22 protein-coding genes are annotated in these 24,317 nt (G+C 64.7%); 12 read left to right on the top strand and 10 right to left on the bottom strand.

Features of this window, described 5'->3' with window-relative positions:
* Nucleotides 1-3: 3 nt before the first annotated feature.
* A complete protein-coding gene (locus CH290_RS11855) occupies nt 4-969 on the bottom strand; it encodes a quinone oxidoreductase family protein (protein WP_027498519.1) in 966 nt (321 codons plus the stop codon).
* Between the two features lie 73 nt (nt 970-1,042).
* On the opposite strand from CH290_RS11855, the gene CH290_RS11850 reads away from it, so the two are divergent.
* The gene (locus CH290_RS11850; protein WP_019666347.1) at nt 1,043-1,426 is read left to right on the top strand and encodes a hypothetical protein; all 384 of its coding nucleotides are present in this window, start codon (nt 1,043-1,045) and stop codon (nt 1,424-1,426) included.
* Between the two features lie 120 nt (nt 1,427-1,546).
* Here CH290_RS11850 and CH290_RS11845 read toward each other — a convergent pair whose 3' ends face one another.
* The 4 genes from CH290_RS11845 to mptB are packed head-to-tail and all read right to left on the bottom strand — an operon-like array spanning nt 1,547 to nt 5,995.
* A complete protein-coding gene (locus tag CH290_RS11845) occupies nt 1,547-2,530 on the bottom strand; it encodes a COX15/CtaA family protein (RefSeq protein ID WP_033189746.1) in 984 nt (327 codons plus the stop codon).
* A 56-nt stretch (nt 2,531-2,586) separates the two neighbouring features.
* Nucleotides 2,587-3,387 carry an ABC transporter permease gene (locus CH290_RS11840; RefSeq protein WP_019666345.1) on the bottom strand — a complete coding sequence of 267 codons (801 nt, stop codon included), beginning with the start codon at nt 3,385-3,387 and terminating at the stop codon, nt 2,587-2,589.
* Nucleotides 3,384-4,316: an ABC transporter ATP-binding protein gene (locus CH290_RS11835; RefSeq protein WP_026348004.1), complete on the bottom strand. Its 933-nt coding sequence runs from the start codon at nt 4,314-4,316 to the stop codon at nt 3,384-3,386. The genes CH290_RS11840 and CH290_RS11835 overlap by 4 nt, the downstream gene beginning before the upstream one ends.
* 26 nt (nt 4,317-4,342) lie before the next feature.
* Nucleotides 4,343-5,995 (bottom strand): polyprenol phosphomannose-dependent alpha 1,6 mannosyltransferase MptB, encoded by a 1,653-nt coding sequence (gene mptB / locus CH290_RS11830; RefSeq protein WP_230594255.1) that lies wholly within the window; start codon nt 5,993-5,995, stop codon nt 4,343-4,345.
* A 269-nt stretch (nt 5,996-6,264) separates the two neighbouring features.
* On the opposite strand from mptB, the gene CH290_RS11825 reads away from it, so the two are divergent.
* From CH290_RS11825 to CH290_RS11795, 7 genes are read left to right on the top strand one after another with little or no spacing between them, the layout of a single operon-like run.
* Nucleotides 6,265-7,089: a helix-turn-helix transcriptional regulator gene (locus tag CH290_RS11825; RefSeq protein ID WP_052083185.1), complete on the top strand. Its 825-nt coding sequence runs from the start codon at nt 6,265-6,267 to the stop codon at nt 7,087-7,089.
* Between the two features lie 35 nt (nt 7,090-7,124).
* Nucleotides 7,125-8,531 (top strand): Fe-S cluster assembly protein SufB, encoded by a 1,407-nt coding sequence (gene sufB, locus CH290_RS11820; RefSeq protein ID WP_441347086.1) that lies wholly within the window; start codon nt 7,125-7,127, stop codon nt 8,529-8,531.
* Nucleotides 8,532-9,749 carry a Fe-S cluster assembly protein SufD gene (sufD, locus tag CH290_RS11815; RefSeq protein WP_094739410.1) on the top strand — a complete coding sequence of 406 codons (1,218 nt, stop codon included), beginning with the start codon at nt 8,532-8,534 and terminating at the stop codon, nt 9,747-9,749. It begins immediately after the preceding gene.
* A gap of 29 nt (nt 9,750-9,778) precedes the next feature.
* The gene (sufC, locus tag CH290_RS11810) at nt 9,779-10,555 is read left to right on the top strand and encodes a Fe-S cluster assembly ATPase SufC (protein ID WP_020110107.1); all 777 of its coding nucleotides are present in this window, start codon (nt 9,779-9,781) and stop codon (nt 10,553-10,555) included.
* Nucleotides 10,556-10,557: 2 nt separating this feature from the next.
* On the top strand, nt 10,558-11,898 hold the full coding sequence (locus CH290_RS11805) for a cysteine desulfurase (protein ID WP_033189694.1): 1,341 nt from the start codon (nt 10,558-10,560) through the stop codon (nt 11,896-11,898).
* Nucleotides 11,898-12,389 (top strand): Fe-S cluster assembly sulfur transfer protein SufU, encoded by a 492-nt coding sequence (gene sufU / locus CH290_RS11800; protein WP_020110105.1) that lies wholly within the window; start codon nt 11,898-11,900, stop codon nt 12,387-12,389. The genes CH290_RS11805 and sufU overlap by 1 nt, the downstream gene beginning before the upstream one ends.
* 11 nt (nt 12,390-12,400) lie before the next feature.
* The gene (locus CH290_RS11795) at nt 12,401-12,790 is read left to right on the top strand and encodes a metal-sulfur cluster assembly factor (RefSeq protein ID WP_019666336.1); all 390 of its coding nucleotides are present in this window, start codon (nt 12,401-12,403) and stop codon (nt 12,788-12,790) included.
* Nucleotides 12,791-12,877: 87 nt separating this feature from the next.
* Here CH290_RS11795 and ku read toward each other — a convergent pair whose 3' ends face one another.
* The 3 genes from ku to CH290_RS11780 are packed head-to-tail and all read right to left on the bottom strand — an operon-like array spanning nt 12,878 to nt 15,776.
* Entirely contained in the window at nt 12,878-13,819 is a 942-nt protein-coding gene (gene ku / locus CH290_RS11790; RefSeq protein WP_033189749.1) for a non-homologous end joining protein Ku, read from the bottom strand.
* Nucleotides 13,820-13,872: 53 nt separating this feature from the next.
* Nucleotides 13,873-14,991: a lycopene cyclase family protein gene (locus CH290_RS11785; protein ID WP_033189695.1), complete on the bottom strand. Its 1,119-nt coding sequence runs from the start codon at nt 14,989-14,991 to the stop codon at nt 13,873-13,875.
* Nucleotides 14,988-15,776 carry an SDR family oxidoreductase gene (locus CH290_RS11780; RefSeq protein ID WP_019666333.1) on the bottom strand — a complete coding sequence of 263 codons (789 nt, stop codon included), beginning with the start codon at nt 15,774-15,776 and terminating at the stop codon, nt 14,988-14,990. Before CH290_RS11780 ends, CH290_RS11785 begins: the two co-directional genes overlap by 4 nt.
* Before the next feature lie 166 nt (nt 15,777-15,942).
* Between CH290_RS11780 and CH290_RS11775 the strand changes: the two genes are divergently transcribed.
* Both CH290_RS11775 and CH290_RS30710 read left to right on the top strand, forming a co-directional pair.
* Entirely contained in the window at nt 15,943-17,574 is a 1,632-nt protein-coding gene (locus tag CH290_RS11775; protein ID WP_019666332.1) for an ABC-F family ATP-binding cassette domain-containing protein, read from the top strand.
* Between the two features lie 105 nt (nt 17,575-17,679).
* Nucleotides 17,680-17,925 carry a helix-turn-helix domain-containing protein gene (locus CH290_RS30710; RefSeq protein ID WP_020110102.1) on the top strand — a complete coding sequence of 82 codons (246 nt, stop codon included), beginning with the start codon at nt 17,680-17,682 and terminating at the stop codon, nt 17,923-17,925.
* 16 nt (nt 17,926-17,941) lie between these two features.
* Here the strand turns inward: CH290_RS30710 and CH290_RS11765 are convergent, their stop codons facing one another.
* On the bottom strand, nt 17,942-18,517 hold the full coding sequence (locus tag CH290_RS11765) for a TetR/AcrR family transcriptional regulator (protein ID WP_026348001.1): 576 nt from the start codon (nt 18,515-18,517) through the stop codon (nt 17,942-17,944).
* A gap of 182 nt (nt 18,518-18,699) precedes the next feature.
* Nucleotides 18,700-21,504 (bottom strand): aconitate hydratase AcnA, encoded by a 2,805-nt coding sequence (gene acnA, locus CH290_RS11760; RefSeq protein WP_026348000.1) that lies wholly within the window; start codon nt 21,502-21,504, stop codon nt 18,700-18,702.
* 391 nt (nt 21,505-21,895) lie between these two features.
* On the opposite strand from acnA, the gene CH290_RS11755 reads away from it, so the two are divergent.
* Nucleotides 21,896-22,429 carry an Rv1476 family membrane protein gene (locus CH290_RS11755; RefSeq protein WP_019666329.1) on the top strand — a complete coding sequence of 178 codons (534 nt, stop codon included), beginning with the start codon at nt 21,896-21,898 and terminating at the stop codon, nt 22,427-22,429.
* 392 nt (nt 22,430-22,821) lie between these two features.
* Complete coding sequence (locus tag CH290_RS11750) at nt 22,822-24,312, top strand: NlpC/P60 family protein (protein WP_020110099.1); 1,491 nt, start codon at nt 22,822-22,824, stop codon at nt 24,310-24,312.
* The last annotated feature ends 5 nt before the right edge of the window (nt 24,313-24,317 follow it).

The raw sequence follows: 24,317 nt of genomic DNA, 5'->3' as shown, positions 1-24,317 counted from the left end.
GTCTCAGGGAACGAGTACCACCGAGCCCGTCGTGCGGCGCCCCTCCAGCTCGGTATGAGCCGTGGCTGCCTCCGACAGCGGGTGCACCGCACCCACTCGAATGTTCAGAATTCCGTCGGCGATCGCCTTGAACACCTCGCCCGCACGCCACTCGAGCTCACGTCGATCACGAATGTGATGAGCCAGCGTCGGCCGAGTGAGAAACAATGACCCCGCTCCGTTGAGCCGCTGCGGGTCGAACGGCGGTACCGGACCGCTGGCGGCGCCGAACAGTGCGAGCGTCCCGCGGATCCGTAGCGAGGCGAGACTCTGCTCGAACGTCGCGGCGCCCACACCGTCGTACACCGCGTGTGCGCCCTCCCCGTCGGTCAGTTCCCGTACCCGCGCTGGGACGTCGTCGGTGTACTTCAGTACCTCCGAGGCACCCGCTTGCCGGGACAGCTCGGCCTTGGCGTCCGTCGATACGGTCGTGATCACACGAACACCCGCCGCGACGGCGAGTTGGGTGAGGATGAGCCCGACGCCACCCGCACCCGCGTGCACGAGCACGGTGTCGCCCGCAGCGGCCGGGTAGGTCGACTTCAGGAGGTAGTGGGCTGTCATGCCCTGCAGAAGTGCGGATGCGGCCTGTTCGGCTGGAACACCGTCGGGTACCGCTACCGCGGCCGACGCCGGAACGATCACTTTCTCGGCGTAGCTACCCGGCGCGGTCGCCCAGGCAACGCGCTGACCGACGACGAACTCGCCGACCCCGTCGCCGACGGACTCCACCACCCCCGACCCCTCGTCTCCGGGCACGTACGGCAGTTCGCGTTTGTACAGGCCGGTGCGGAAGTAGGTGTCGATGTAGTTGACGCCTGCGGCTTCGAGCCGCACGAGCAACTGGCCGGGGCCGGGAGTCGGCTCGGCGATGTCGACGGGGACGAGGACCTCCGGTCCACCATGTTCACGGATCTCCAGTGCACGCATGGTGTCTTTGTACACCTGCCGATTTCCAGGGGTTCTGGCCACACGAAGTTACCGAGCGGTATCGTCTTCGAGTATGGCGACCGAAACAGAGACAACATCGCGTGAGACCGACGCGGCCGAGCCGAAGGTCGAGGTGCCTGCAGGTGCCCTCTCGGCAGTCAAGGCGTTCGTCGGAGAGCACGGCGGAACCGGCAATGTCGTGATCCAACCGATCGGACGTGCCGGAACGCGCGTCACCCTGGTCGGTGCCGACGGCGTGTTGGGCGATCAGGTCGTGGAGAACAACGACGTCGCACACGCCCTCGTCGCCGCCGTCGACGGTTTGACCGAATCGGAGTGGGATCGCGAACTCGTCAGTGCAGTCACCCCTGCGCCCGGGCATTACCGCAAGATGGCGGGATGGGTTGCTCGCCAGACTAAATTCCCGAAGGCGCGTAACGCGGCTCTGGAGAAATAGTTCGAAAGATTTTCGGTGGAGGTGGAACCGATCGGGGTTCGGGTCCGTCAAATCTAAGTGGGAGAGGTAGTCGGTCGTCTGAGGGGGAGACCGGCTACCTCTCCTCTCGTGTCTCTCCGGTCAGGAGGGGCTGACCTTCTCGGCGTGTTCGGCCGTGTCGTCGGATGCAGGTATCCGCTTTCGGCACGCTGCCCAGACAGCAGCGGTGGCCGCGGTCGTAGCGCCTGCTCCTGCCACGTGAATGGCCACGAGTGCAGCGGGTACGTCGGTCAGATACTGCACGACTCCGACGAGAGACTGCGCCACCACCACGGCGACCAGTACCTTCAACCTCGTCGTGACGTTCTGCGTCGCTTTGACCGCGTACAGGCCGAACCCGAGACCCACCAAGAGCGCGAGGTACGCCACGAGGAGCTGTGCGTGCAGATGCACGAGCGTGACGATCTCCACCTCGAAGCGAGGGACGGGCTCGTCGATGCTCTTGTCGCCGGCATGCGGACCGGCGCCGGTCAACATCGTTCCGGCTACCAACACACCTGCCATGACGACACCGGACAGTGCGGTCAACAGGCGGAGCGGTTCGGGGACCGTCTTGACGACTACGGAGTCCTCGTCGGATTCGGCCACCTTGAAGTACAGGAGAGTTGCGAGCCACACCATGGCCATCGAGGCCAGGAGGTGGATTGCCACTGTCCACCACAACAGTCCGGTCAGCACGGTGATGCCGCCCAGGATCGCCTGAACGACCGTTCCCAACGGCATGAACCACGCGAACAAAATCACGTTGTTGCGCCTGCGGGCGCGGGTGACAGCGAGGACGACGGCAGCTGCGGCGAGCACGACGACGAACGTCAGAAGGCGGTTGCCGAATTCGACGGCCTGGTGCAGGACCGGTACTTCCGAGACTCCGACGGGTGTGAAACTACCGGGAAAGCACTGCGGCCACGTCGGGCAGCCCAGGCCCGACGCGGTGACGCGGACGATGGCACCGGTCACGGCGATGCCGCCCTGAGTCAGAATGACGACGAACGCCAGGATCTTCTGCGCTCGGACCGAAGGCAACGGCAAGCGGTCGACAATGCGCAAATACGCTCGATACAGCACGTAGCGATGGTAGACGGCGATCAACTACACGCTGTCGTTGACCCCGGCGGTGTCGGTCAGGTAAAGCGGAACGAGCGGCTCGCGAGCACGCCGCACAGTCCTGCCCAGCCGAGAAGAACGGCAATTCCGAACCAGTCGACGGAACCGGTGACCGCCTGACCGAGTGCCTCTGCCAGCGCACCCGACGGCACCAGTCGAGCGATCGTGTGCAGGGTGGTCGGCAGATCGTCGGCCAGTACGACGAGAGACCCGATACCCAGCATCACGAACCAGAGGATGTTCGCGAGGGCCAGGACGATCTCGGCCTTGAGGGTGCCGCCGAGCAGCAGACCCATGGTGGCGAACGTCGTCGTACCCAGCGCGATCACGACTGCGCCGAGCAGCAGGCCGGTGACCTCCGGCCGCCAGCCGAGGGCCAGTCCGATTCCGCCGAGAACCACGGACTGCAGAATCACCACGAGCAGAACGGCGATGGACTTCCCGGCGATGATTCCCCACTTGGGCAGTGGGGTCGCGCCCAACCGTTTGAGTGCTCCGTAGCGGCGATCGAATCCGACGGCGATGGCCTGGCCGGTGAACGCCGTGGACATCACCGCGACCATCATCACCGCGGGCACGACCTGATTCACGGGGTCGTCGCCCATGGCGCCCAGTGGCAGCAGCGTGAGGCCGATCAACAGGGTGATCGGAATGAACATCGTCAGCAGCAGTTGTTCGCCGTTGCGCAGCAGCAACTTCAGCTCGAGCATCGACTGGGCGGACAACATCGTGACCGGAGAGCTGGGCTCGGGTTTCGGTGCGAACAGGCCGTCGGCGAACCTGTTGCTCGCGAGCCGCACGTCTTTGCGAGCCGTCATTTCCTGAGCTCCCTGCCGGTCAATTCGAGGAAGACGTCTTCCAGCCTTCGCTGGTCCACCTGCAGTTCCGTCGCCAGTACGTTCTGTTCGGCGCACCACGACGTCACCGTCACCAGTATGGACGGTTCGATCACGCCCTCGATCGCGTACGACCCGGCACTTTCCTCGACCGGGTGATAGCCGGCCGGAAGGGCCGCGTCGAGCAGCGACAACTCGAGTCCGGCGGGCGCACTGAATCGCAGTCGTCCCTCCGCCCCCTGCTTCGTCAGTTCCGATGCCGTCCCGGACGCGACGATCTTGCCGTTGTCGATGATGACGAGTTCGTCGGCGAGCTGCTCCGCCTCGTCCATCAGATGTGTGGTCAACAAGACGCTGACCCCGTCACGGCGTAATGCATCGACGAGCTCCCAGACGAGCAGCCGAGCCTGCGCGTCGAGCCCGGCCGTCGGCTCGTCGAGAAACACCAGTTCCGGCCGGCCGACGATGGCGCACGCCAACGCCAGACGTTGCTGCTGACCGCCGGACAGCCGCCGGTACGGGGTTCTCGTCGCCTGTGTGAGGCCAAGGCAGTCCAGCAGCCAGTCGGGGTCCAGCGGATCGTTGGAGTACGAGGCGACGAGCTTCAACATCTCGCCCGCTTTCGAACCCGGGTAGGCGCCGCCTCCCTGCAGCATCACGCCGATGCGGGGCCGCAGCTGCGCGGACTGGGTGATCGGATCGAGGCCGAGCACACGCACCGAGCCGGACTCGGGGGCGACGAAGCCCTCGCACATCTCCACCGTCGTCGTCTTGCCCGCACCGTTGGGTCCGAGGAGGGCGAGTACCTGGGCGCGCTCGACGGTGAAGCCGAGCCCGTCCACGGCAACGGTGCCGTCGTACGTCTTGGTCACGTCTGTCAGCTGCACTGCGGGCTGCGTCGAGTTCGACACCCCGCTTCTCGTCTGCGCACCGGCGATCACGAGGAACCAGCGTATTCCCCGACCGGCCGACCGGGTTCCGGTGGTCCGGTCTCGCCTCGCCACGGCAATCGTGATCGGGTGAGCAGGAACAGGATGCCGATGGTCAGGATGGTCATCAGCGCAGCCTGAACGATCTGGAACGGAAGGTACTCACTGCCGTTCGGCATCAGAATGACACTGACGATCGACGAGAAGACGATGGCGGGACCGCGGAACGCCCGCGTCGTCGCCCACGCGGCGAGGGGAGTGACCGCCCACAGCAGGTACCAGGGTTGAACGACCGGAAACAGCAGCACGAGCGCGCCGAGCGAGACACCGAGGGCGCCGACCGGATGCAGGCGTCCCTTCAACACGGCAACGAGCATTCGCAGTGCGATGAAGCCGGCGACGAGGGCGGCGATCGGTCTCGTGAGGCTGAGCACCGCGGTGGTGTGATCACCGAGCCCCAGAAGTACGCCGACGAACCCGGTGCCCAGGCCGAGGATGGTGGGAATAGACATCCAACTCCGCACGACCCCCGCGGTGCCGAGGGTGTGCACCCAGCCGAATCCGAGACCACTGACGGCGCTGACACCGACGATGATGACGATGCTCACCGCTCCGAGCAGAGCGGCAGCCGCCGCGACCGCCCGAAAACTGCCTCCCCATCTGCGGGCGAGGGCCATGCCCACGAATCCCAGCGCGATGAGAGAGGGAATCTTCACCGTCGAGGACAGTGCGATCAGAGCGGCGCCGGACAACAACAGGAGCAGAGATGTCTTCTTCAGTGGATCCGCGGATTCGATGGCGCGCAACGCGAGCTCGGTACCCGCTAGCATCAAACCGATCATCAGCGCTTCGTTGTGGATACCGGCCACCAGGTGGAAGAGCAGGAGAGGGTTCGCGGCGCCCAGCCACAGAGCGCTCACCGCAGCCACACCGCATCGTTTCGCGAGCCTGGGCAATGCCCACACGATCAGCGCGACACCGGCGATCGCCAGTAGGCGGTGCAGGAAGATCCCGGCCACGATGTTCTCACCGGTCAACCACGTGATCCCGCGGCCCATCCAGAGGAACAGCGGACCGTACGGCGCAGGCGTCTCGCGCCAGATGTTGGGGACCGTTCTGGTGAGAACGTTGTCCACGCCGAGGGCGCCGGCAGGGCCGATCTCGTAGGGGTCGAGGCCTCGAGCAGTGATCTCGCTCTGCGCGAGATACGAATAGACGTCGCGGCTGAACATCGGCGGAGCGACGCACAACGGAAGAATCCACAGCAGCAGAGTTCTGTCCAACTGCGACCGCGTCAGGCGCCGCGGAGCCGTGCCGCCTCGCAGGCGCCCCACGGCGAATCGGCCGAGCAACAACCACGCCAACACCACCATCACCGTGCCGGTCATCGTCACCGTCAGTGCAGTGGTGGCCATTCGCGACGGCAGGCTGAGAATCCGAACGCCGACAACCGGGTTCTGCAGTACCGGCTGAGCACCCGCGCCGAGAGCACCCACGGCCATCAGAATCGCGCCGGCAGCGCCGAACCTGCGAATACTCCGGAGCTGTCCGGTCTCGGTGGAATTCAGGCCAGGTGACTCGGCCTCGTCCCCGTGAAGGATCGACACACTCGACTCGCGCTGATCGGCGTCCAGTCCGACCAGGCGACGCAGTGGCCGCACGACGCGTCGCTCGACACCGGATACCGGACGCACGACGTCGACGGAAGAGACCGCGGACTTCGGTTCGATGTTCTGCTCGTCAGCGGGCGGTGGCACCAAAAGAGCGTAGCGGTGCCCCGCAGCCGAGATGAACACCACTGGCTCGAGGTCGGCCTCTCGGATGACCGCCCCCAACACGAGCGCACCTTGCGATATTCCCTGGTGACGCCACCGGGTGAAGAAGGGCACCCTTGCTGGACCAGTGCAATCAATTCCGTCACACTGGTGTTGTGAAAACCACGACTACCGCGGCGCGCGCAGGCGAAAGCGCCGGTAACGGCACACTCGCCCCTGCTCAAACGCCCGCCGGTGGAGTCGGGGCTTCCGGCGTCGGCCACGACGGTCACACCCGAAGCGCTGTGGTGACCCTACTTCTCGAAGAGGGCCCGATCACCGCGTCGGACATCGGCACCAGGCTCGGTCTGAGCGCGGCCGGTGTTCGTCGTCACCTCGAAGCCCTGATCGACAACGGAGAAGCTCGGGTCGCACCCGCCGCTGCCCTCCGGCGACGAGGCCGAGGCCGCCCCGCCAAGCACTTCCAGTTGACGGCGGCCGGGCGGAACAAGCTGGGCCACACCTACGACGACTTGGCCGGTGCCGCGATGCGGCAACTGCGCAAGATCGGTGGCGACGCTGCGATCGAAACCTTCGCTCGCCAGCGAGTCGACGCGATCGTCGCGGACGTCGAACCGATCAGCGGCGCCGAGCCGTCGGACATCGAGGAGGCCGCAGATCGCATCGCCGACGCGTTCACCGCTGCCGGATTCGCCGCATCGACGCGGGTCGTGGGCAACGGCGTGCAGATCTGCCAGCACCACTGCCCGGTGTCGCACGTGGCATCCGAATTTCCCGAGTTGTGCCACGCCGAGCGCGAGGCCTTCGCCGAGCTGCTCGGTACTCACGTGCAGCGTCTGGCCACCATCGCCAACGGTGACTGCGCCTGCACCACGCACGTACCCCTGACCAATCCAGTCGACCTGTCCACCCCCTCCACCCCGTCCGGTGCTCAGCCCAGCACCGGAAATCGCACAAGCCTCCGGAAGGAGCTCGCATGACCGTCACACCAGATCAGGTGACACCAGCAGTGCCGATGACTCAGGACGAGACCATTGCCTCGCTCGGCAACTACGGCTACGGCTGGTCGGACTCGGACGTCGCAGGCGCGAGCGCGCAGCGAGGCCTGTCCGAGGCCGTAGTGCGGGACATCTCCGCGAAGAAGAGCGAGCCGGAGTGGATGCTGGAGGCTCGGTTGAAGGCGCTCAAGACCTTCGACCGCAAGCCCATGCCCAACTGGGGTTCCGACCTCGACGGCATCGACTTCGACAACATCAAGTACTTCGTGCGTTCGTCCGAGAAGCAGGCAGCCACGTGGGACGACCTGCCCGAGGACATCAAGAACACGTACGACAAGCTCGGCATCCCCGAGGCAGAGAAGCAGCGCCTCGTGTCCGGTGTCGCAGCGCAGTACGAGTCCGAGGTCGTGTACCACTCGATTCGTGAAGATCTCGAGGCTCAGGGCGTGCTGTTCCTCGACACCGACACGGCATTGAAGGAGCAGCCCGAGCTGTTCCGTGAGTACTTCGGCACCGTGATTCCTGCCGGTGACAACAAGTTCTCCGCGTTGAACACCGCAGTGTGGTCCGGCGGATCGTTCATCTACGTGCCGCCCGGCGTGCACGTCGACATCCCGCTGCAGGCCTACTTCCGCATCAACACCGAGAACATGGGGCAGTTCGAGCGGACGCTGATCATCGTCGACGAGGGCGCGTACGTGCACTACGTCGAGGGATGCACGGCGCCGATCTACAAGTCGGACTCCCTGCACTCGGCGGTCGTGGAGATCATCGTGAAGAAGGGTGGCCGTTGCCGCTACACGACCATTCAGAACTGGTCCAACAACGTGTACAACCTGGTCACCAAGCGCGCCAAGGCAGAAGCAGGTGCGACGATGGAGTGGATCGACGGCAACATCGGCTCCAAGGTCACCATGAAGTACCCGGCCGTGTGGATGACCGGCGAGTACGCCAAGGGTGAGGTTCTGTCGGTCGCGTTCGCCGGACCGGACCAGCATCAGGACACCGGTTCCAAGATGCTGCACCTCGCGCCGCACACGTCGTCGAACATCGTCAGCAAGTCGGTGGCTCGCGGTGGCGGACGTACCTCCTACCGCGGTCTGATCCAGATCAACAAGGGTGCGCACGGCTCGCGTTCGACGGTGAAGTGCGACGCGCTGCTGGTCGATACGATCTCGCGCTCGGACACCTACCCGTACGTCGACATCCGTGAAGACGACGTGTCGATGGGCCACGAGGCGACGGTGTCGAAAGTCAGTGACGACCAGCTCTTCTACCTGATGAGTCGCGGTCTCACCGAAGACGAGGCCATGGCGATGGTGGTCCGCGGCTTCGTGGAGCCGATCGCCCGCGAACTACCCATGGAATACGCGCTCGAGCTCAACCGGCTCATCGAGCTTCAGATGGAAGGATCGGTCGGTTAAGTGAGCAACCCAGCGGTACCCGCGAACGGTGTGATCGACGCAGTGACGTCGGAGAACCCGGCTCGCGAAGACAAGTCCAAGCTGGTCGCCAACAAGGGCGCCCAGTTCACCTCCTACGACGTGAACGCGTTCGAGGTTCCGTCCGGTCGTGACGAGCTGTGGCGGTTCACGCCGCTGCGACGCCTCCGTGGGCTCCACGACGGCTCGGCGGTGTCCACGGCAGGCGCGAACATCGCGGTGTCCGACGCGGCCGGCGTGACCGTCGAGACCGTAGCCCGCGACGACGCTCGGATCGGTGTGGCCGGTGTGCCCGCCGATCGCATTGCAGCGCAGGCGTACTCGTCGTTCTCCGACGCGACGGTCGTGACCGTCGCCTCGGAGAACGAGGTCGCCGAGCCCATCGAGATCACCGTCACCGGCCCCGGTGCCGACGCGATCGCCTACGGGCATTTGCAGATCCGGCTCGAGAAGTTCGCCGTCGCGACCGTCGTCAACGATCAGGTCGGTAGTGGAACGTACGCCGAGAACATCGAATTCGTGGTCGACGACAGCGCGAAGCTCACGGTCGTGCTGATCCAGGACTGGGAATCCGACGCAGTGCACGTCGCGGCACACCACGCCCGCCTCGGTCGTGACGCAGTGCTGCGGCACTTCAACGTCAGCCTCGGCGGCGATCTCGTCCGAGTCAGCCCGACGGTGCACTACGACGCTCCGGGCGGCGACGCCGAGCTACTGGGTCTGTACTTCGCCGACGCCGGACAGCATCTCGAGCAGCGGCTGCTGGTGGACCACACCGCGCCGAAGTGCAAGTCCAACGTCCTCTACAAGGGCGCCCTGCAAGGTGAAGCAGGACCGGGGAAAGTCGACGCACACACCGTCTGGATCGGCGACGTCCTCATCCGCGCCGAAGCCGAGGACACCTCGACGTTCGAGTTCAACCGCAACCTCGTGCTCACCGACGGTGCACGCGCCGATTCGGTTCCCAACCTCGAAATCGAGACCGGCGAGATTCTCGGTGCCGGGCACGCAAGCGCCACTGGACGTTTCGACGACGAGCAGCTGTTCTACCTACGCGCTCGCGGAATCTCCGAGGATGCCGCACGACGCTTGATCGTGCGCGGGTTCTTCCACGAGATCATCAATCGCATTCCGGTTCCTGCGGTCCGCGAGCGTCTCGACGCCGCGATCGAGACCGAACTCGCCGTCACCGGCGCCTAGTCATTCAACGAACTTCGTAAGGAAATTTCATGTCCACGCTCGAAATCCGCGACCTCCACGTCAGCGTCGCGAACTCCGATGCCACCGCAGAGCCGATCGACATCCTCAATGGTGTCGACCTCACGGTGCGTTCCGGTGAGACGCACGCCATCATGGGTCCCAACGGATCCGGGAAGTCGACGCTGTCCTACGCCATCGCTGGACACCCCAAGTACACCGTCACGTCGGGAACGATCACTCTCGACGGCGAGGACGTTCTCGAGATGAGCGTCGACGAGCGTGCTCGCGCCGGGCTCTTTCTCGCGATGCAGTACCCCGTCGAGGTTCCCGGCGTCTCGATGTCCAACTTCCTGCGCACCGCGGCAACTGCCGTGCGCGGTGATGCACCCAAGCTCCGCCACTGGGTCAAAGAGGTCAAGACCGCGATGGGCGAACTCGAGATCAAAGAAGAGTTCGCCGAGCGCAGTGTCAACGAAGGATTCTCGGGCGGCGAGAAGAAGCGCCACGAGATCCTGCAGCTCGGCTTGCTCAAGCCCAAGATCGCGATCCTCGACGAGACCGACTCCGGGCTCGACGTCGATGCGCTCCGTGTCGTCTCCGAGGGCGTGAACACGTACAAGGAGCGCGAGGACGGTGGTGTGCTGCTGATCACTCACTACACCCGCATCCTGCGCTACATCAAGCCGGACTTCGTGCACGTGTTCGTCGGCGGCAAGATCGTTCAGTCCGGTGGGGCAGAGCTCGCCGACGAGCTCGAGGCCAACGGTTACGCAGGGTTCACTCAGGCTGCACCGACAGGAGCGTGAAAATGGTCGCGCCGGCTGCTCTGAAAGACAGCGCTTTCGACGTCACGTCGATCCGCGCGGATTTTCCGATCCTGGCGAGGACCGTTCGTGACGACAAACCGTTGGTGTACCTGGATTCCGGCGCTACGTCGCAGCGCCCGGTGCAGGTTCTCGACGCGGAGCGGGACTTCCTCGTCACGTGCAACGCGGCCGTACACCGCGGCGCACACCAACTCGCCGAAGAAGCCACCGATGCGTACGAGGGTGCTCGCGTGCTGATCGCATCCTTCGTCGGTTCCGACGTGGACGAGGTCGTGTTCACGAAGAACGCGACCGAGTCGTTGAATCTGGTGACGCACGTGCTCGGTGACGACCGCTTCGACCGCCGAGTCGGTCCTGGCGACGAGATCGTGATCACCGAGCTCGAGCACCACGCCAACCTCGTTCCATGGCAGGAACTCGCACGACGAACCGGTGCGACACTGCGGTGGTACGGCGTGACCGACGACGGTCGTATCGACCTGGATTCGCTGGAACTGACCGAGCGCGTGAAGGTCGTCGCGTTCACCCACCAGTCCAACGTCACCGGCGCGGTAGCGCCGGTCGAGGAGTTGGTGAGGCGAGCGCGAGCCGTGGGTGCGCTCGTCGTACTCGACGCGTGCCAGTCGGTTCCGCACATGAGCGTCGACTTCCACGCGCTCGACGTGGATTACGCGGCGTTCTCCGGGCACAAGATGCTCGGTCCGTCCGGGGTCGGTGTGTTGTACGGCAAGCGTGAGCTCCTCGATGCCATGCCGCCGTTCATCACCGGCGGCTCGATGATCGAGACCGTGACGATGGAGAAGACGACCTACGCGCCTCCGCCACAGCGGTTCGAGGCGGGCGTGCCGATGACATCGCAGGTCGTCGGACTCGGCGCGGCAGTGCAGTACCTCGAGCGCATCGGAATCGACGCCATTGCTGCACACGAGAAAGCGCTGGTGGCAGCCACATTGGCCGAGTTCGCCGCGATCGACGGTGTGCGCGTGATCGGGCCGACCGAGAACGTGAACCGGGGCTCTGCAGTGTCGTTCGTCGTCGACGGGATCCACGCCCACGACCTGGGGCAGATCCTCGACGACGAGGGCGTTGCCATCAGAGTCGGTCATCACTGCGCTTGGCCACTGCACCGTAGGTTCGGTGTCGCCGCAACCGCACGAGCATCCTTTGCTCTGTACAACACCGTCGACGAGGTCGCTGTGCTGGCCAACGCAATCCGCCGGGCGCAGACGTTCTTCGGGGTGGGAGCGGAGCCTGCAGGAGTGACCCGTAAGGGGTTGGGAGCGGAGCATGCAGGAGTGACCCGAGAGGCTGGGGGTGCTTGATGCGTATGGAGCAGATGTATCAAGAGGTGATCCTCGATCACTACAAGCATCCGCACGGCCGCGGCCTACGTGAACCGTTCGGTGCCGAGGTGCATCACGTCAATCCGACGTGTGGCGACGAGGTGACACTTCGCGTGCACATCTCCGACGACGGCACCGTTGCCGATGTGTCCTACGACGGGCAGGGATGTTCGATCAGTCAGGCGTCGACGTCCGTGCTGACCGATCAGGTCGTCGGGCAGTCGGTGGGTGACGCGCTGAAGATCGTCGAATCGTTCAACGAGATGGTCGGCAGCCGGGGTACCGTCGAAGGTGACGAAGACGTCATCGGTGACGGAATCGCTTTCGCTGGTGTGTCGAAGTATCCCGCGCGCGTGAAGTGCGCGTTGTTGGGATGGATGGCTTTCAAGGACGCGGTTGTTCGAATAGTGGACGAGAGCCCGACAGTGAACGAGAAGACAGCGGGACCTGCTGAACCCGCACGATCGTAGGGACGACAAGAATGACCGAAACTGACACCACCGTGACAGAGACGACGGAGAGCGCCCAGGCGCCTGCGCCGTTGACCCCCGAGGAGATCAAGGTCCTCGAGGATCTCGAAGAAGCGATGCGTGACGTCGTGGACCCCGAACTGGGCATCAACGTCGTCGACCTGGGTCTCGTGTACGACATCAAGATCGACGACGAGGAAATCGTCACGATCGACATGACGCTGACGTCGGCGGCCTGCCCGCTGACCGATGTCATCGAGGATCAGGCGCGGGGTGCGCTCGTTCGCAGCGGCCTGTGCTCGGACCTGAAGATCAACTGGGTCTGGATGCCGCCGTGGGGCCCGGACAAAATCACCGACGACGGTCGTGAGCAGCTCAGGGCACTCGGCTTCACCGTGTAGCGACAGAGCTCTCAAACACAGAGCTCTCAAACACAGAGCTCTCAAACACAGAGCTCCCACAAACAGAGCTCACGGAGCAGGAGGTACTCAGGCGCCCTTGCGTGCCTGAGTACTTTTGGCGGCAGTCTTCTTGGCTGCCGCCTTTTTTGCGGGTGCCTTCTTGGCTGTGGCTTTCTTGGCCGGCGCTTTCTTTTCGGCCGTCTTCTTCGCGGGTTCCGAGGAACCGCCGGAACTCTTCGCGTTCTTGCCCGCGGCTTCGACACTCCGCTGTAGCGCGGCGACCAGGTCCACCACCTCGGCGTCCTCACCGTCGTCGGACGACGATTCGTCGGTCTGAATCACCTTCTCGCCACCGTTGGCGATCGTGTCGTCGATGAGTTTGCGGAGTTCGATCTGGTAGTCGTCGGTGAACTCGGTGGGATCGAAATCCGACGACATGCTTTCCACCAGCGACGTCGCCATCTTCACTTCCTGTGGGCGCGCGTCGGGGGCGTCTTCGAGCGACGGGAACTCGGCGGCGCGAACCTCGTCGGGCCAGAGCAGGGTCTGAATCACCAGTACGTCGTCGCGTACGCGCAGAGCGGCCAAACGCGTCTTCTGCCGGAGAGTGAAGTGCACGAGCGCTGTTCGCTCGGTTTCCAGCAAAGTCTGGCGCAGCAACACGTAGGCCTTGGGGGACGACGAATCGGGTTCGAGAAAATAACTCTTGTCGAAGAGAATCGGATCGATCTGGTCCGTCGGAACGAACTCGAGCACGGGTATCTCGTGTTTCTCCGCGGCAGGCAATTTGTCGAAGTCCTGGTCGGTGAGAATGACGCGTTCCCCGTCGGGAGAGTCGTAGGCCTTGTCGATGTCCGCGAACTGCACCGAGTTACCGCACTCCGAACACACCCTGTCGTACTTGATGCGGCCGCCGTCCTTCGCGTGCACCTGGTGGAACCTGATGTCGTGTGTCTCGGTCGCCGAGTAGACCTTCACCGGGACGTTGACGAGCCCGAAGGCGATCGATCCCTTCCAAATGGAACGCATGGGGTTCATGATTCACGAGATACGTGCGTCAGTCGACCCCAATGGGCAGAAAACTATCGGCCTGCAACTGTTCGCGCAATGGCAATCCTGGCCGCGGTGGGCAGCGTCGGAAACATGCGGGTCATCGCCAGTGCGGTGCCCTTCGGATCTGCCCGACCGGACAGGTAGGCGCGCTGCAGCGGAACCGGCAGATCGAAGAAGCTCGCGAAGAAGTGTGGAACGAGCTCCGGTTCGAGTCCGAGGGCGGTTCGAAGTCCGAGGTTGCGCAGCTTCTGTACCGCCCAGATCGACAGCGAGCCCATTCGCTCACCTCGCCCGATGAAGTCGACCACCTCGTCTGCGGCGCTGAGCGAAGCCGCGACGCTGTAGCCGGTGGCAGGATGCATCATCGACGACCTGGCTCCGAAACGAACCACTCCACGTTCAGCGCCGTTCCTCGGTGGCGGCTGGACGGGAAATCGGACCCGCTCGACCGGCTCGGCGCCCGAGACGATCACCCCTCTGTTCCACAGCCGAGTCCTCAGGCGCTCCGCGAGGACAGCGAAGCTCAGTGCCGGCCTTCCCACCAGGCAGGTCTCCTCGAGCAATACGGTCTCGGCGTCGAGTGACACCGCGTAGAGAAAGCTGGGGACATCGGTCGGTGCCGCACCGTTGTCGCGGCGCCAGTCCATGAACCATGCGTCGACGCCGTCGAGCGCGGGCGATGCGACATCTCTCGGCACCATGATGCCGAACGCTGTCTGTTCGGCGAGGCCCACCTCGCCGATTGTTCCACGAGCGTCGACGACCGTTCCGGCGCGTAATACCGTGCCGTCGGCGAGGGTCGCCGCATTCGCGCTGACGGACTCGGCGTGTGCCTGCACCTCCTGCACGCCGTCGGACCGGAGACTGCGCTGCAGCGCAGGCGTGTCGAGTACGCAATACGGCCGCTCGATCGACAGGCGAGCCGTGGTGAACACGGTGGGGCTCGACGTTCTGGTGGCCACGACGTCGGGGGACAGCCACCCTGGAAGCTCGTCCGACCACGCGGAGTAGGTCGGCGTCCACGCCCTCTCGGGATGGGGGTCCACAGCGATCACCGTCATGCCCGCCGCAGATGCTCGCGTACTCAGCGCACGACCGGCCGGCCCGAGTCCGATCACCACGACATCGGCGGAACGAGAGGCGTTCACAGCCCTCCGGTGGCCAGGAGACCTCCGTCGATCCGCACGGTCTCGCCGGTGATCCACGACGATTCGTCCGATACGAGAAACGCGACCAACGACGCCACGTCCTCGGGGACTCCCAAACGCCTCAGCGGGTACGCGGCCGACGCGGTGTCCTCGCCGCCGGCGACCAGTGCTTCGGCGAATTTCGTCTTCACCACGCCGGGGGCGACCGCATTGACGCGAATTGTCGGTCCCAGCTGCCAGGCAAGTTCCTCGGTCAACCTGATCAGTGCGGCCTTCGACGCCCCGTACGCCGCGATGACACCGGTCGACCGGATACCGGCGACACTGGCGAGGTTGACGACGGCGCCGCCGTGCTCCTTCATCCAGGCTCGGTACGCCTCCTGCACGAACCCGAGAGTCGCGACGACGTTGGTGTCGAAGATCTTCTTGACGCCTGCGAGGTCCGCTTCCATCAACGACCCGTACACCGGATTGATGCCGGTGTTGTTGACCAGAATGTCCAAGGACCCGAGTTCGGCGACGGTCCGATCGACTGCGTCTCGACGGGAATCCGCGTCACCTGCGTTACCGGCGATGGTCAGCACCTTCGCGCCATCGGGTGCCGCGGCCTGCAGTTCGCCGGCGGCGTCGGCGAGCGGTTCCGGTTTGCGGGCGGTGATCGCAACGTTCGCACCGCGCCCGAGCAACTCGGCGGCGATTGCCTTGCCGATTCCCCGGCTGGCGCCGGTCACCAGAGCGGTTCTTCCGGTCAGATCCTTGCGTGGTGCAGTGTTCGCGGCTGTCATGGGCGAGACGTTACCGGTGTCACTGTCGCGGGTGGTCGGAGCACGCCGTTCGACGGTCTAAAATGAGTGGTTGCTCTGTCTTCGAGTCCTCGCCGTGCACATGGTGCGGGGGAACAACCGATCGACTTGCATGCCCTGTTGTCTTCCCAGTCCAAGGAGCCCACGCGTGATCACCGCCACCGACCTCGAAGTTCGTGCCGGTGTCCGCACGTTGCTCTCGGCGCCAGGACCAGCCCTTCGCGTACAGGCCGGCGACAGGATCGGGCTCGTCGGTCGTAACGGTGCAGGCAAGACCACGACCTTGCGCATCCTGGCCGGCGAGGGCGAGCCGTACGCGGGCTCCGTCGTACGTACCGGTGAGCTGGGCTATCTACCGCAGGACCCGAAAGAGGGAGACCTCGACGTTCTCGCGAAGGATCGAGTGCTGTCCGCGCGCGGACTCGACACGCTGCTGCACAAGATGGAGAAGCAGCAGGCGTTGATGGCCGAGACGGCCGACGAGGATCGCCTGGACCGCGCGGTACGCAAGTACGGCGAGCTCGAGGAACGATTCGCTTCGCTCGGCGGCTACGAGGCCGAGAGCGAAGCTGCCCGAATCTCCAACAGCCTGGGGTTGCCGGATCGCATCCTCGGCCAACCGCTCCGCACGCTGTCCGGAGGACAGCGCCGTCGCGTGGAGCTCGCCCGCATTCTGTTCGCCGCGTCGGACGGTAGCGGCGGCCGCTCCACCACCACACTTCTGCTCGACGAGCCCACAAACCACCTCGACGCCGATTCGATCACGTGGCTCCGCGGTTTTCTGCAGAACCACGAGGGCGGGCTGATCGTGATCAGTCACGACGTGGAACTGCTCGGCGACGTGGTCAACCGTGTGTGGTTCCTCGACGCGGTGCGCGGCGAAGCGGACATCTACAACATGAACTGGAAGAAGTACCTCGACGCGAGGGCAACGGACGAACAGCGTCGTCGTCGCGAACGTGCCAATGCGGAGAAGAAGGCGGGTGCCCTACGCGTACAGGCCGCCAAGATGGGCGCGAAAGCCACCAAAGCCGTTGCAGCGCAGAACATGGCGAAGCGCGCTGACAAACTGTTGGCCAATCTGGACGCCGAGCGGGTATCGGACAAGGTTGCGCACATTCGCTTCCCGGAGCCCGCGCCCTGCGGAAAGACTCCGCTGATGGCCAAGAACCTCACGAAGATGTACGGATCCCTCGAAATCTTCGCCGGCGTCGATCTCGCCATCGACCGAGGAAGCCGTGTGGTGGTACTCGGGCTGAACGGCGCAGGCAAGACAACTCTTCTCCGTATCCTCGCCGGCACGGAGAAAGCCGACACGGGCGACATCGAACCGGGCCACGGCATGCGCGTCGGATATTTCGCTCAGGAACACGACACCCTCGACGACAACGCGTCGGTGTGGGAGAACATTCGGCACGCGGCTCCGGACACGGGCGAGCAGGAACTTCGTTCGCTGCTCGGTGCGTTCATGTTCACCGGCCCTCAACTCGAGCAGCCCGCGGGGACTCTGTCCGGCGGTGAGAAGACCCGTCTGGCACTGGCCGGTCTGGTCTCGTCGGCGGCGAACGTACTTCTGTTGGACGAGCCCACCAACAACCTCGATCCGATCTCGCGCGAGCAGGTGCTCGACGCCTTGCGGAGTTACAAGGGTGCCGTCGTGCTCGTCACGCACGATCCGGGTGCTGCCGAAGCGCTGTCACCGGAACGCGTCATTCTTCTTCCCGACGGCACCGAGGATCACTGGTCACAGGAGTACCTGGAGCTGATTCAGCTCGCGTGATCGAGTTCGACGCGTTCGGCCATGCCGGGCGTCCTCTGTCCTCTACCCTGAATCCGCGGGGGAATTTCGGTGAGCGAGCACATTCGTGGCTGACTGGAGGATCCCATGGCCAAGGAACGAGCCCGAAAGTCCACGTACGTGAAAGGTGCTCGTATAACCGGGGATTCGCGTGATCGATTGCAGTCCTCGCTGAAGGAGCAATACGAGGCCGGGGCGAGTATTCGATCTCTGGCCGTGCGAACGGGCAGATCGTACGGGTTCGTGCACAAGGTGCTGGGGGAGTCCGGCACCGTCCTCAGATCACGCGGCGGGCCCAACCGAAAACCCGCAGTGCGTCGTCTCCCGGGGTGAGTCGGGTAGCACTCGATCAGCCGGCGGTGTCGGGCTTACGAACGGATTCCTCGACGAGGTCGAGCACCGCAGCAAGATTGTGACCGTCCTGACCGGATGCGATTCGCGCGACCAGGCCGTCGAGCACCAGATCGAGGTACTCGACCATGACGTCCGGCGCGACGTCGTCCCGTAGGCGGCCGGCTGTCTTCTGCCGCTCCAAGCGGGCGAGCGTGGCGTCCGTCAGTTCGGCGGACTGTTGAGACCAGCTGTTCCTGAACTCGGGATCGGTGCGCAGGCGTCGGGCGATCTCGAGCCTCGTTCCCAGCCATTCGAATCGATCCGGCTCCTCCAGAATGTCGCGCATGACCTGGACCAGACCTTGGCCGGCGGCGACCTCGGCCATACGGCGAGCGTCTTCCCGCGCGAGAGCCAGGAACAGACCGTCCTTGTCCTTGAAGTGATGGAAGATCGCGCCGCGGGAGAGGCCGGTGGCCTCTTCGAGACGTCGAACGGTGGCACCTTCGTAGCCGAACTCACCGAAGCACCTGCGTGCGCCGTCGAGAATCTCGCTGCGCCGCGCGGCCAACTGGTCTTCACTGACCTTGGGCACGTGCACGCCTCCTTCGTCGGACTGCCGGTGCGCACGGACGGTGCGCACGGGGGACCTGCTGGCAAGCGCAGAACGCGCACGAGCACCGCAGTCGCCGGGCATGAGCCCGACGCGTGGTGGTCGTGCGCGTTCTGCTGTCCTGGTCGGTGATGGAACCTCCAGGGATCGAAATCCAGTGGCGTCTAGCCGCGGATCATGTTGCGCAGCACGTACTGCAGGATGCCACCGTTGCGGTAGTAGTCCGCCTCGCCGGGGGTATCGATGCGCACCACTGCGTCGAACTCGACCTTGGTTCCGTCGGTCTTGGTGGCTGTGACAGCCATGGTCTTCGGCGTCACGCCCTCGTTCAGCTTCTCGACGCCGACGATGTCGAACGTCTCGGTACCGTCGAGCTTCAGCGACTTCGCGCTTTCGCCTGCCGGGAACTGCAGCGGAACGACGCCCATACCGATGAGGTTGGAACGGTGGATTCGCTCGAACGACTCGGTGATCACGGCCTTGACACCGAGAAGCGAGGTGCCCTTGGCAGCCCAGTCACGCGACGAGCCCGAACCGTACTCCTTGCCGCCGAGGACGACGAGAGGAATGCCTGCAGCCTGGTAGTTCTGCGACGCGTCGTAGATGAACGCCTGCGGACCGTCTTCCTGCGTGAAGTCGCGGGTGTATCCGCCCGAGACGTCGTCGAGGAGCTGGTTCTTCAGGCGGATGTTCGCGAAGGTTCCGCGAATCATGACCTCGTGGTTACCGCGGCGCGATCCGAGCGAGTTGTAGTCCTTGCGCTCGACGCCGTGGGAGTCGAGGTACTGGGCTGCAGGTGTACCGGCCTTGATGGGACCTGCCGGGCTGATGTGGTCGGTGGTGACCGAGTCGCCGAGCAGTGCGAGGACGCGGGCGCCCTTGATGTCCTTGACCGGAGCCGGCTCCATCTCCATGCCGTCGAAGTACGGCGCCTTGCGAACGTAGGTGGAGTTCGGGTCCCACTCGAAGGTGTCGCCCTCGGGGGTCGACAGGTTCTGCCAGCGGCTGTCCCCGGCAAAGATCGTTTCGTAGGACTTGCTGAACATGTCCCGGCTGATCGCGGACTGGATGGTCTCCTCGATCTCCTGCGAGGACGGCCAGATGTCCTTCAGGTAGACGGGATTGCCCTCGTGGTCGGTGCCGAGCGAATCGGACTCGAAGTCGAAGTCCATGGTGCCCGCGAGGCCGTAGGCGATGACGAGAGGAGGCGACGCGAGGTAGTTCATCTTCACGTCGGGGGAGATGCGACCCTCGAAGTTGCGGTTGCCCGACAGCACAGCAGTGACCGAGAGGTCGTTGTCGTTGATGGCCTTGGAGATCGGCTCGAGCAGCGGGCCGGTGTTACCGATGCACGTGGTGCATCCGTATCCGCCGAGATAGTACCCGAGCTTCTCGAGGTAGGGCCACAGCCCTGCCTTCTCGTAGTAGTCGGTGACGACCTGCGAACCGGGTGCCATGTTGGTCTTGACCCACGGCTTCGTGGACAGGCCCTTCTCGACGGCGTTGCGCGCGAGCAGTGCGGCGCCGAGCATGACGGACGGGTTCGAGGTGTTGGTGCAGGACGTGATGCCTGCGACGACGACCGCACCGTGATCGAGCACGAATTCGCCTGCTTCGTCGGTGACGACGCGCACGGGCTTGCTCGGGCGTCCCTCGGAGCCGTACGCGGCCGACTGGACGTCGACTGCTCCGTCGTCGGCGAAGGACAGCGTCGCCGGGTCGGACGCGGGGAAAGACTCCTCGATGGCCTCGTCGAGCTGGGTGTGGTCCGTCGGGTAGTTCTCCTCCACGTAGTTGTGGATGTCCTTGCGGAAGGCCACCTTCGAGTCCGACAGGAGGATGCGGTCCTGCGGGCGCTTCGGTCCGGCGATCGACGGAACGACGTCGCTCAGGTTCAGCTCGATGTATTCGGAGTACACCGGCTCCTTGTCCGGATCGTGCCACATGCCCTGTTCCTTGGCGTACGCCTCGACGAGTGCCAACTGCTCGTCGCTGCGGCCGGTGAGGCGCAGGTAGTTGATGGTTTCCTCGTCGATGGGGAAGATCGCCGCGGTGGAACCGAACTCGGGGCTCATGTTGCCCAGGGTCGCGCGGTTCGCCAGCGGAACCTCGGAGACGCCCTTGCCGTAGAACTCGACGAACTTGCCGACCACACCGTGCTTACGGAGCATCTCGGTTGCAGTGAGCACGACGTCGGTAGCGGTCACGCCTGGCTGGATCTCGCCGGAGAGCTTGAAGCCGACGACGCGGGGAATGAGCATGGAGACGGGCTGGCCCAGCATGGCCGCCTCGGCCTCGATGCCGCCGACGCCCCAACCGAGCACGCCGAGGCCGTTGACCATCGTGGTGTGCGAGTCCGTGCCGACACAGGTGTCGGGGTAGGCCTGGCCCTTGCGGGTCATGACGGTGGGGGCGAGGTACTCGATGTTGACCTGGTGGACGATGCCCATGCCGGGGGGGACGACCTTGAAGTCGTCGAACGCGCCCTGGCCCCAGCGAAGGAACTGGTAGCGCTCGCCGTTCCGCTCGTACTCGAGGTCGACGTTGCGCTCGAGCGCGTCGGCGCGACCGAAGACATCGAGGATGACCGAGTGGTCGATGACCATGTCGGCAGGCGAGAGCGGGTTGACCTTGTTCGGGTCGCCGCCGAGAGTGGTCACTGCTTCACGCATGGTTGCGAGGTCGACGACGCAAGGAACGCCGGTGAAGTCCTGCATGATGACGCGGGCGGGGGTGAACTGGATTTCGATGCTCGGGTCGGCCGAGGGGTCCCACGACGCGATCGAACGGATGTGGTCGGCGGTGATGTTGGCACCGTCTTCGGTGCGGAGGAGGTTCTCCGCGAGAACCTTCAGTGCGTAGGGCAACTTCTCGGCGCCAGGGAGGGCTGACAGGCGGAAGATCTCGTAGGAGTTGTCTCCGACTTCGAGGGTGCCCTTTGCACCGAACGAATCATTACTGGCGGTCACTTCAGCTCCACTCGTCTTGAGGCACACCGCCGACGGGGCTGTGTCGACGGTTGAAGCGAGACGCACCTCGCAGGCATGTGCCGCTGGCTTGTTCGTCTCGCGGTCGAGTCTAACAGTACGCTTGTCCTGTTGAAAACGAAGGGCAGCCTACATTGCTGGTCGACGGCCCTCGACAGTCGATCTTCGTCCAGCGAACCTGGCTACGCAATGCAGGGGAACCTCACTCGCAGGCGAGTCTCCCGGTAAGTCGCGAACCCGTCGGCCGGGGCGTCACGTAGTGTTCGTTCGTCGAGCGCGCTCCGATCACCCACAACGTCGGAAACGCTCGTGACCCCGAGTGTGACGGGGCGCTCGACCGTCCCGACGCAGCTAGTGAACTGGAACCTTTCTGATGCCTGTACCCGGTCTTGCCTTCACGCCGATGTCGGCCGACGTACCTCCCGGCGTCGACGTCGACACGATCGTCGCGGAAGTCGCGGCGACCGGCGTCAGTGCACCGGCTTCGATCGAGAGCCGACTCGAGTCCGCAGTGGACCGCGCCGAGGAACACGGCATCGATCTGTCCATCGTCGTGGTGGAGGACAACCCGCGGCACGACTCGCAATTGCGCGATCTCGCCACTGCCGTCGGCGCCGAGGACGGCGGGACAGTCTTGGTGCTGAGTCCGAATCAGGTGGGCTCGTTCAGTGACAGTGTCAGCCGAGTCGTTCTCGAAGCCGGTCAAGACCGCACGTACACCGGTGATCCTGTGGTCGCCGCGGACAATTTCGTCGACACCCTGATCGAGCCGAGTGCACCCTGGACCGCAATCACTGCCGTCATTCTCGTCGTGGTTGCCGGTGCGTCCGCGGCCACCGCCTGGGTCAAGATCAAGCGGCGGCGATCGGCGGCCGACACGCCCTCGTCGACGGCCCCTCGGGCCTGACGGTCACCCTCTCCGAGGGTTGCTCGCGCAGCGCGCGAAAAAGTCGAAAAAAATGTTTCGGGCGAACGCCCGAGTTCAGCGCGTTTTCACAGCTGAAATCACAAATGTGTCATTTGTGACTGGAGTTTCCTTAGTGCTCAAAGTGTCGTACGGTGCCTTTGGCACTGCTGGGGAAGGAGTGTCGCAGAGGGCAGAGGTGTATCCGAGTTGCCTCGGGTGGCCGATGCTTCGGGTGTGACCGGCGTGGTCTGCATCTGACGTGGTGCTGCGTGCTCTCTCCCTGCCCGGCGGAACGACGAGGACATCTGGGGAAGGCTGTCCAGCCGGTCCGTCCGGCGTCGGCTGCTTCCTCGTGAAGCGGTCGCGAGCGCCGGGACCGAGGGAGACTTTTTGTGAGGCGTCGAGCTGATCGCGGCATTCGCCGTGGAGCGTTCTCTGCCACTGCACGACTACTGGTCGGGTCCGGACTGGTGATAGCGCTGCTCGGTGCCGTGTCCGGCACTGCCGCGGCGGTGCCACCACCTCCGCCGAATCCGTCCGACTCGGACATCGCCGCTGCCGGCACACGGGTGGAGCAGCAGCTCGGTGCGGTCGGTGAACTGATCAACCAGGTAGCCGCAGCCAATCAGCAACTTGCTCAGCTCGACGCCGATGTCGCGATCAAACGCGAGGACGTGAACCGGGCGCTCGTCGACCTGCAGAATGCCCGTGATGCTGCCGACGTCGCCGCGCAACTGGTCGGCGTCGCACAGCAGGCACTCGCCGACGCAGGTACACAGATTCAAGCTGCTCAAACCAAGTTCAACGATTTCGCGGTGTCGAGCTACACGCAGGGCACGGGCGTGGCATCGATCTCGTCGTTCCTCGGGTCGACCGGGCCGGACGATGTACTCGACCGAGCGCAGGTCCTCAAGGTGTTGTCGTCCAGCCAGAATGCGGTTCTCGATGGCTTGCAACGTGCACGCACCGAGCAGGCGAACAAGGATTCCGCCGCCCGTGAGTCCAAGCAGGAGGCCGACGCCGCTGCCAGCGACGCGGAGAACAAGAAGGCCGCGGCGGAAGACGCCATTGCCACCGCGCGTGCAGCCCTCGCCGCCCAGGCCGAGCAGAAGACGGCGATCGAGGCTCAACGCGATTCCGCGCAGTCACAACTGGACTCCGCGCGATCCGAGGTCGCAGGATTGGAGGGCCAGCGCGACGCGTACTCCGCATGGGAGCAGCAGAAGGCGGCCGAGGACGCCGCAATCGCGGCAGCTGCAGCCGCCGCGCGCGACGCAGCTGTACAGGCCGCTGCACGCGTCGCCGCGAACCAGGCGGCTGCGGCAGCAGCGGCGGCCGCAGCCGCCGGCCAACGCTCGCACACCGACATCGACGATTCGGACTCAACCCCGTCGCCGTCCACGTCCACGACACCGAAGAAGCCGCGTAGCGGTGGGCAGAGCAATCCATCTCTGACCGGCAGTGCCGCAGTGGAACTGGTCATCGATCGCGGAATGTCGCAGTTGGGTGTGCCCTACTCGTGGGGAGGTGGAGACGAGAACGGGCCGACCAAGGGAATCCGTGACGGAGGTGTCGCCGACAGTTACGGCGACTACAACAAGGTCGGCTTCGACTGCTCCGGGTTGATGATCTACGCGTTCGCCGGTCTGGGGATCTCACTCCCGCACTACACCGGTTACCAGTACACCGCGGGCAAACAGGTTCCGTCCTCGGACATGAAGCGCGGAGACATGCTGTTCTACGGTCCGAACGCGAGCCAGCACGTCGCGCTGTATCTCGGTGACGGAAAGATGCTCGAGGCCCCTCAGTCCGGCAGCGTCGTGAAGGTCTCGCCGGTCCGGTACGACGGTATGACCCCGTACGCAGTGCGCATGGTCTCCTGAATCGG

The organism is Rhodococcus sp. 06-156-4 (assembly GCF_002259345.1).
Classification (GTDB): Bacteria; Actinomycetota; Actinomycetes; order Mycobacteriales; family Mycobacteriaceae; genus Rhodococcoides; species Rhodococcoides fascians_E.
Note: the sequence above shows the minus strand (reverse complement) of the source record. Positions and strands in the feature narration are given on the sequence as shown.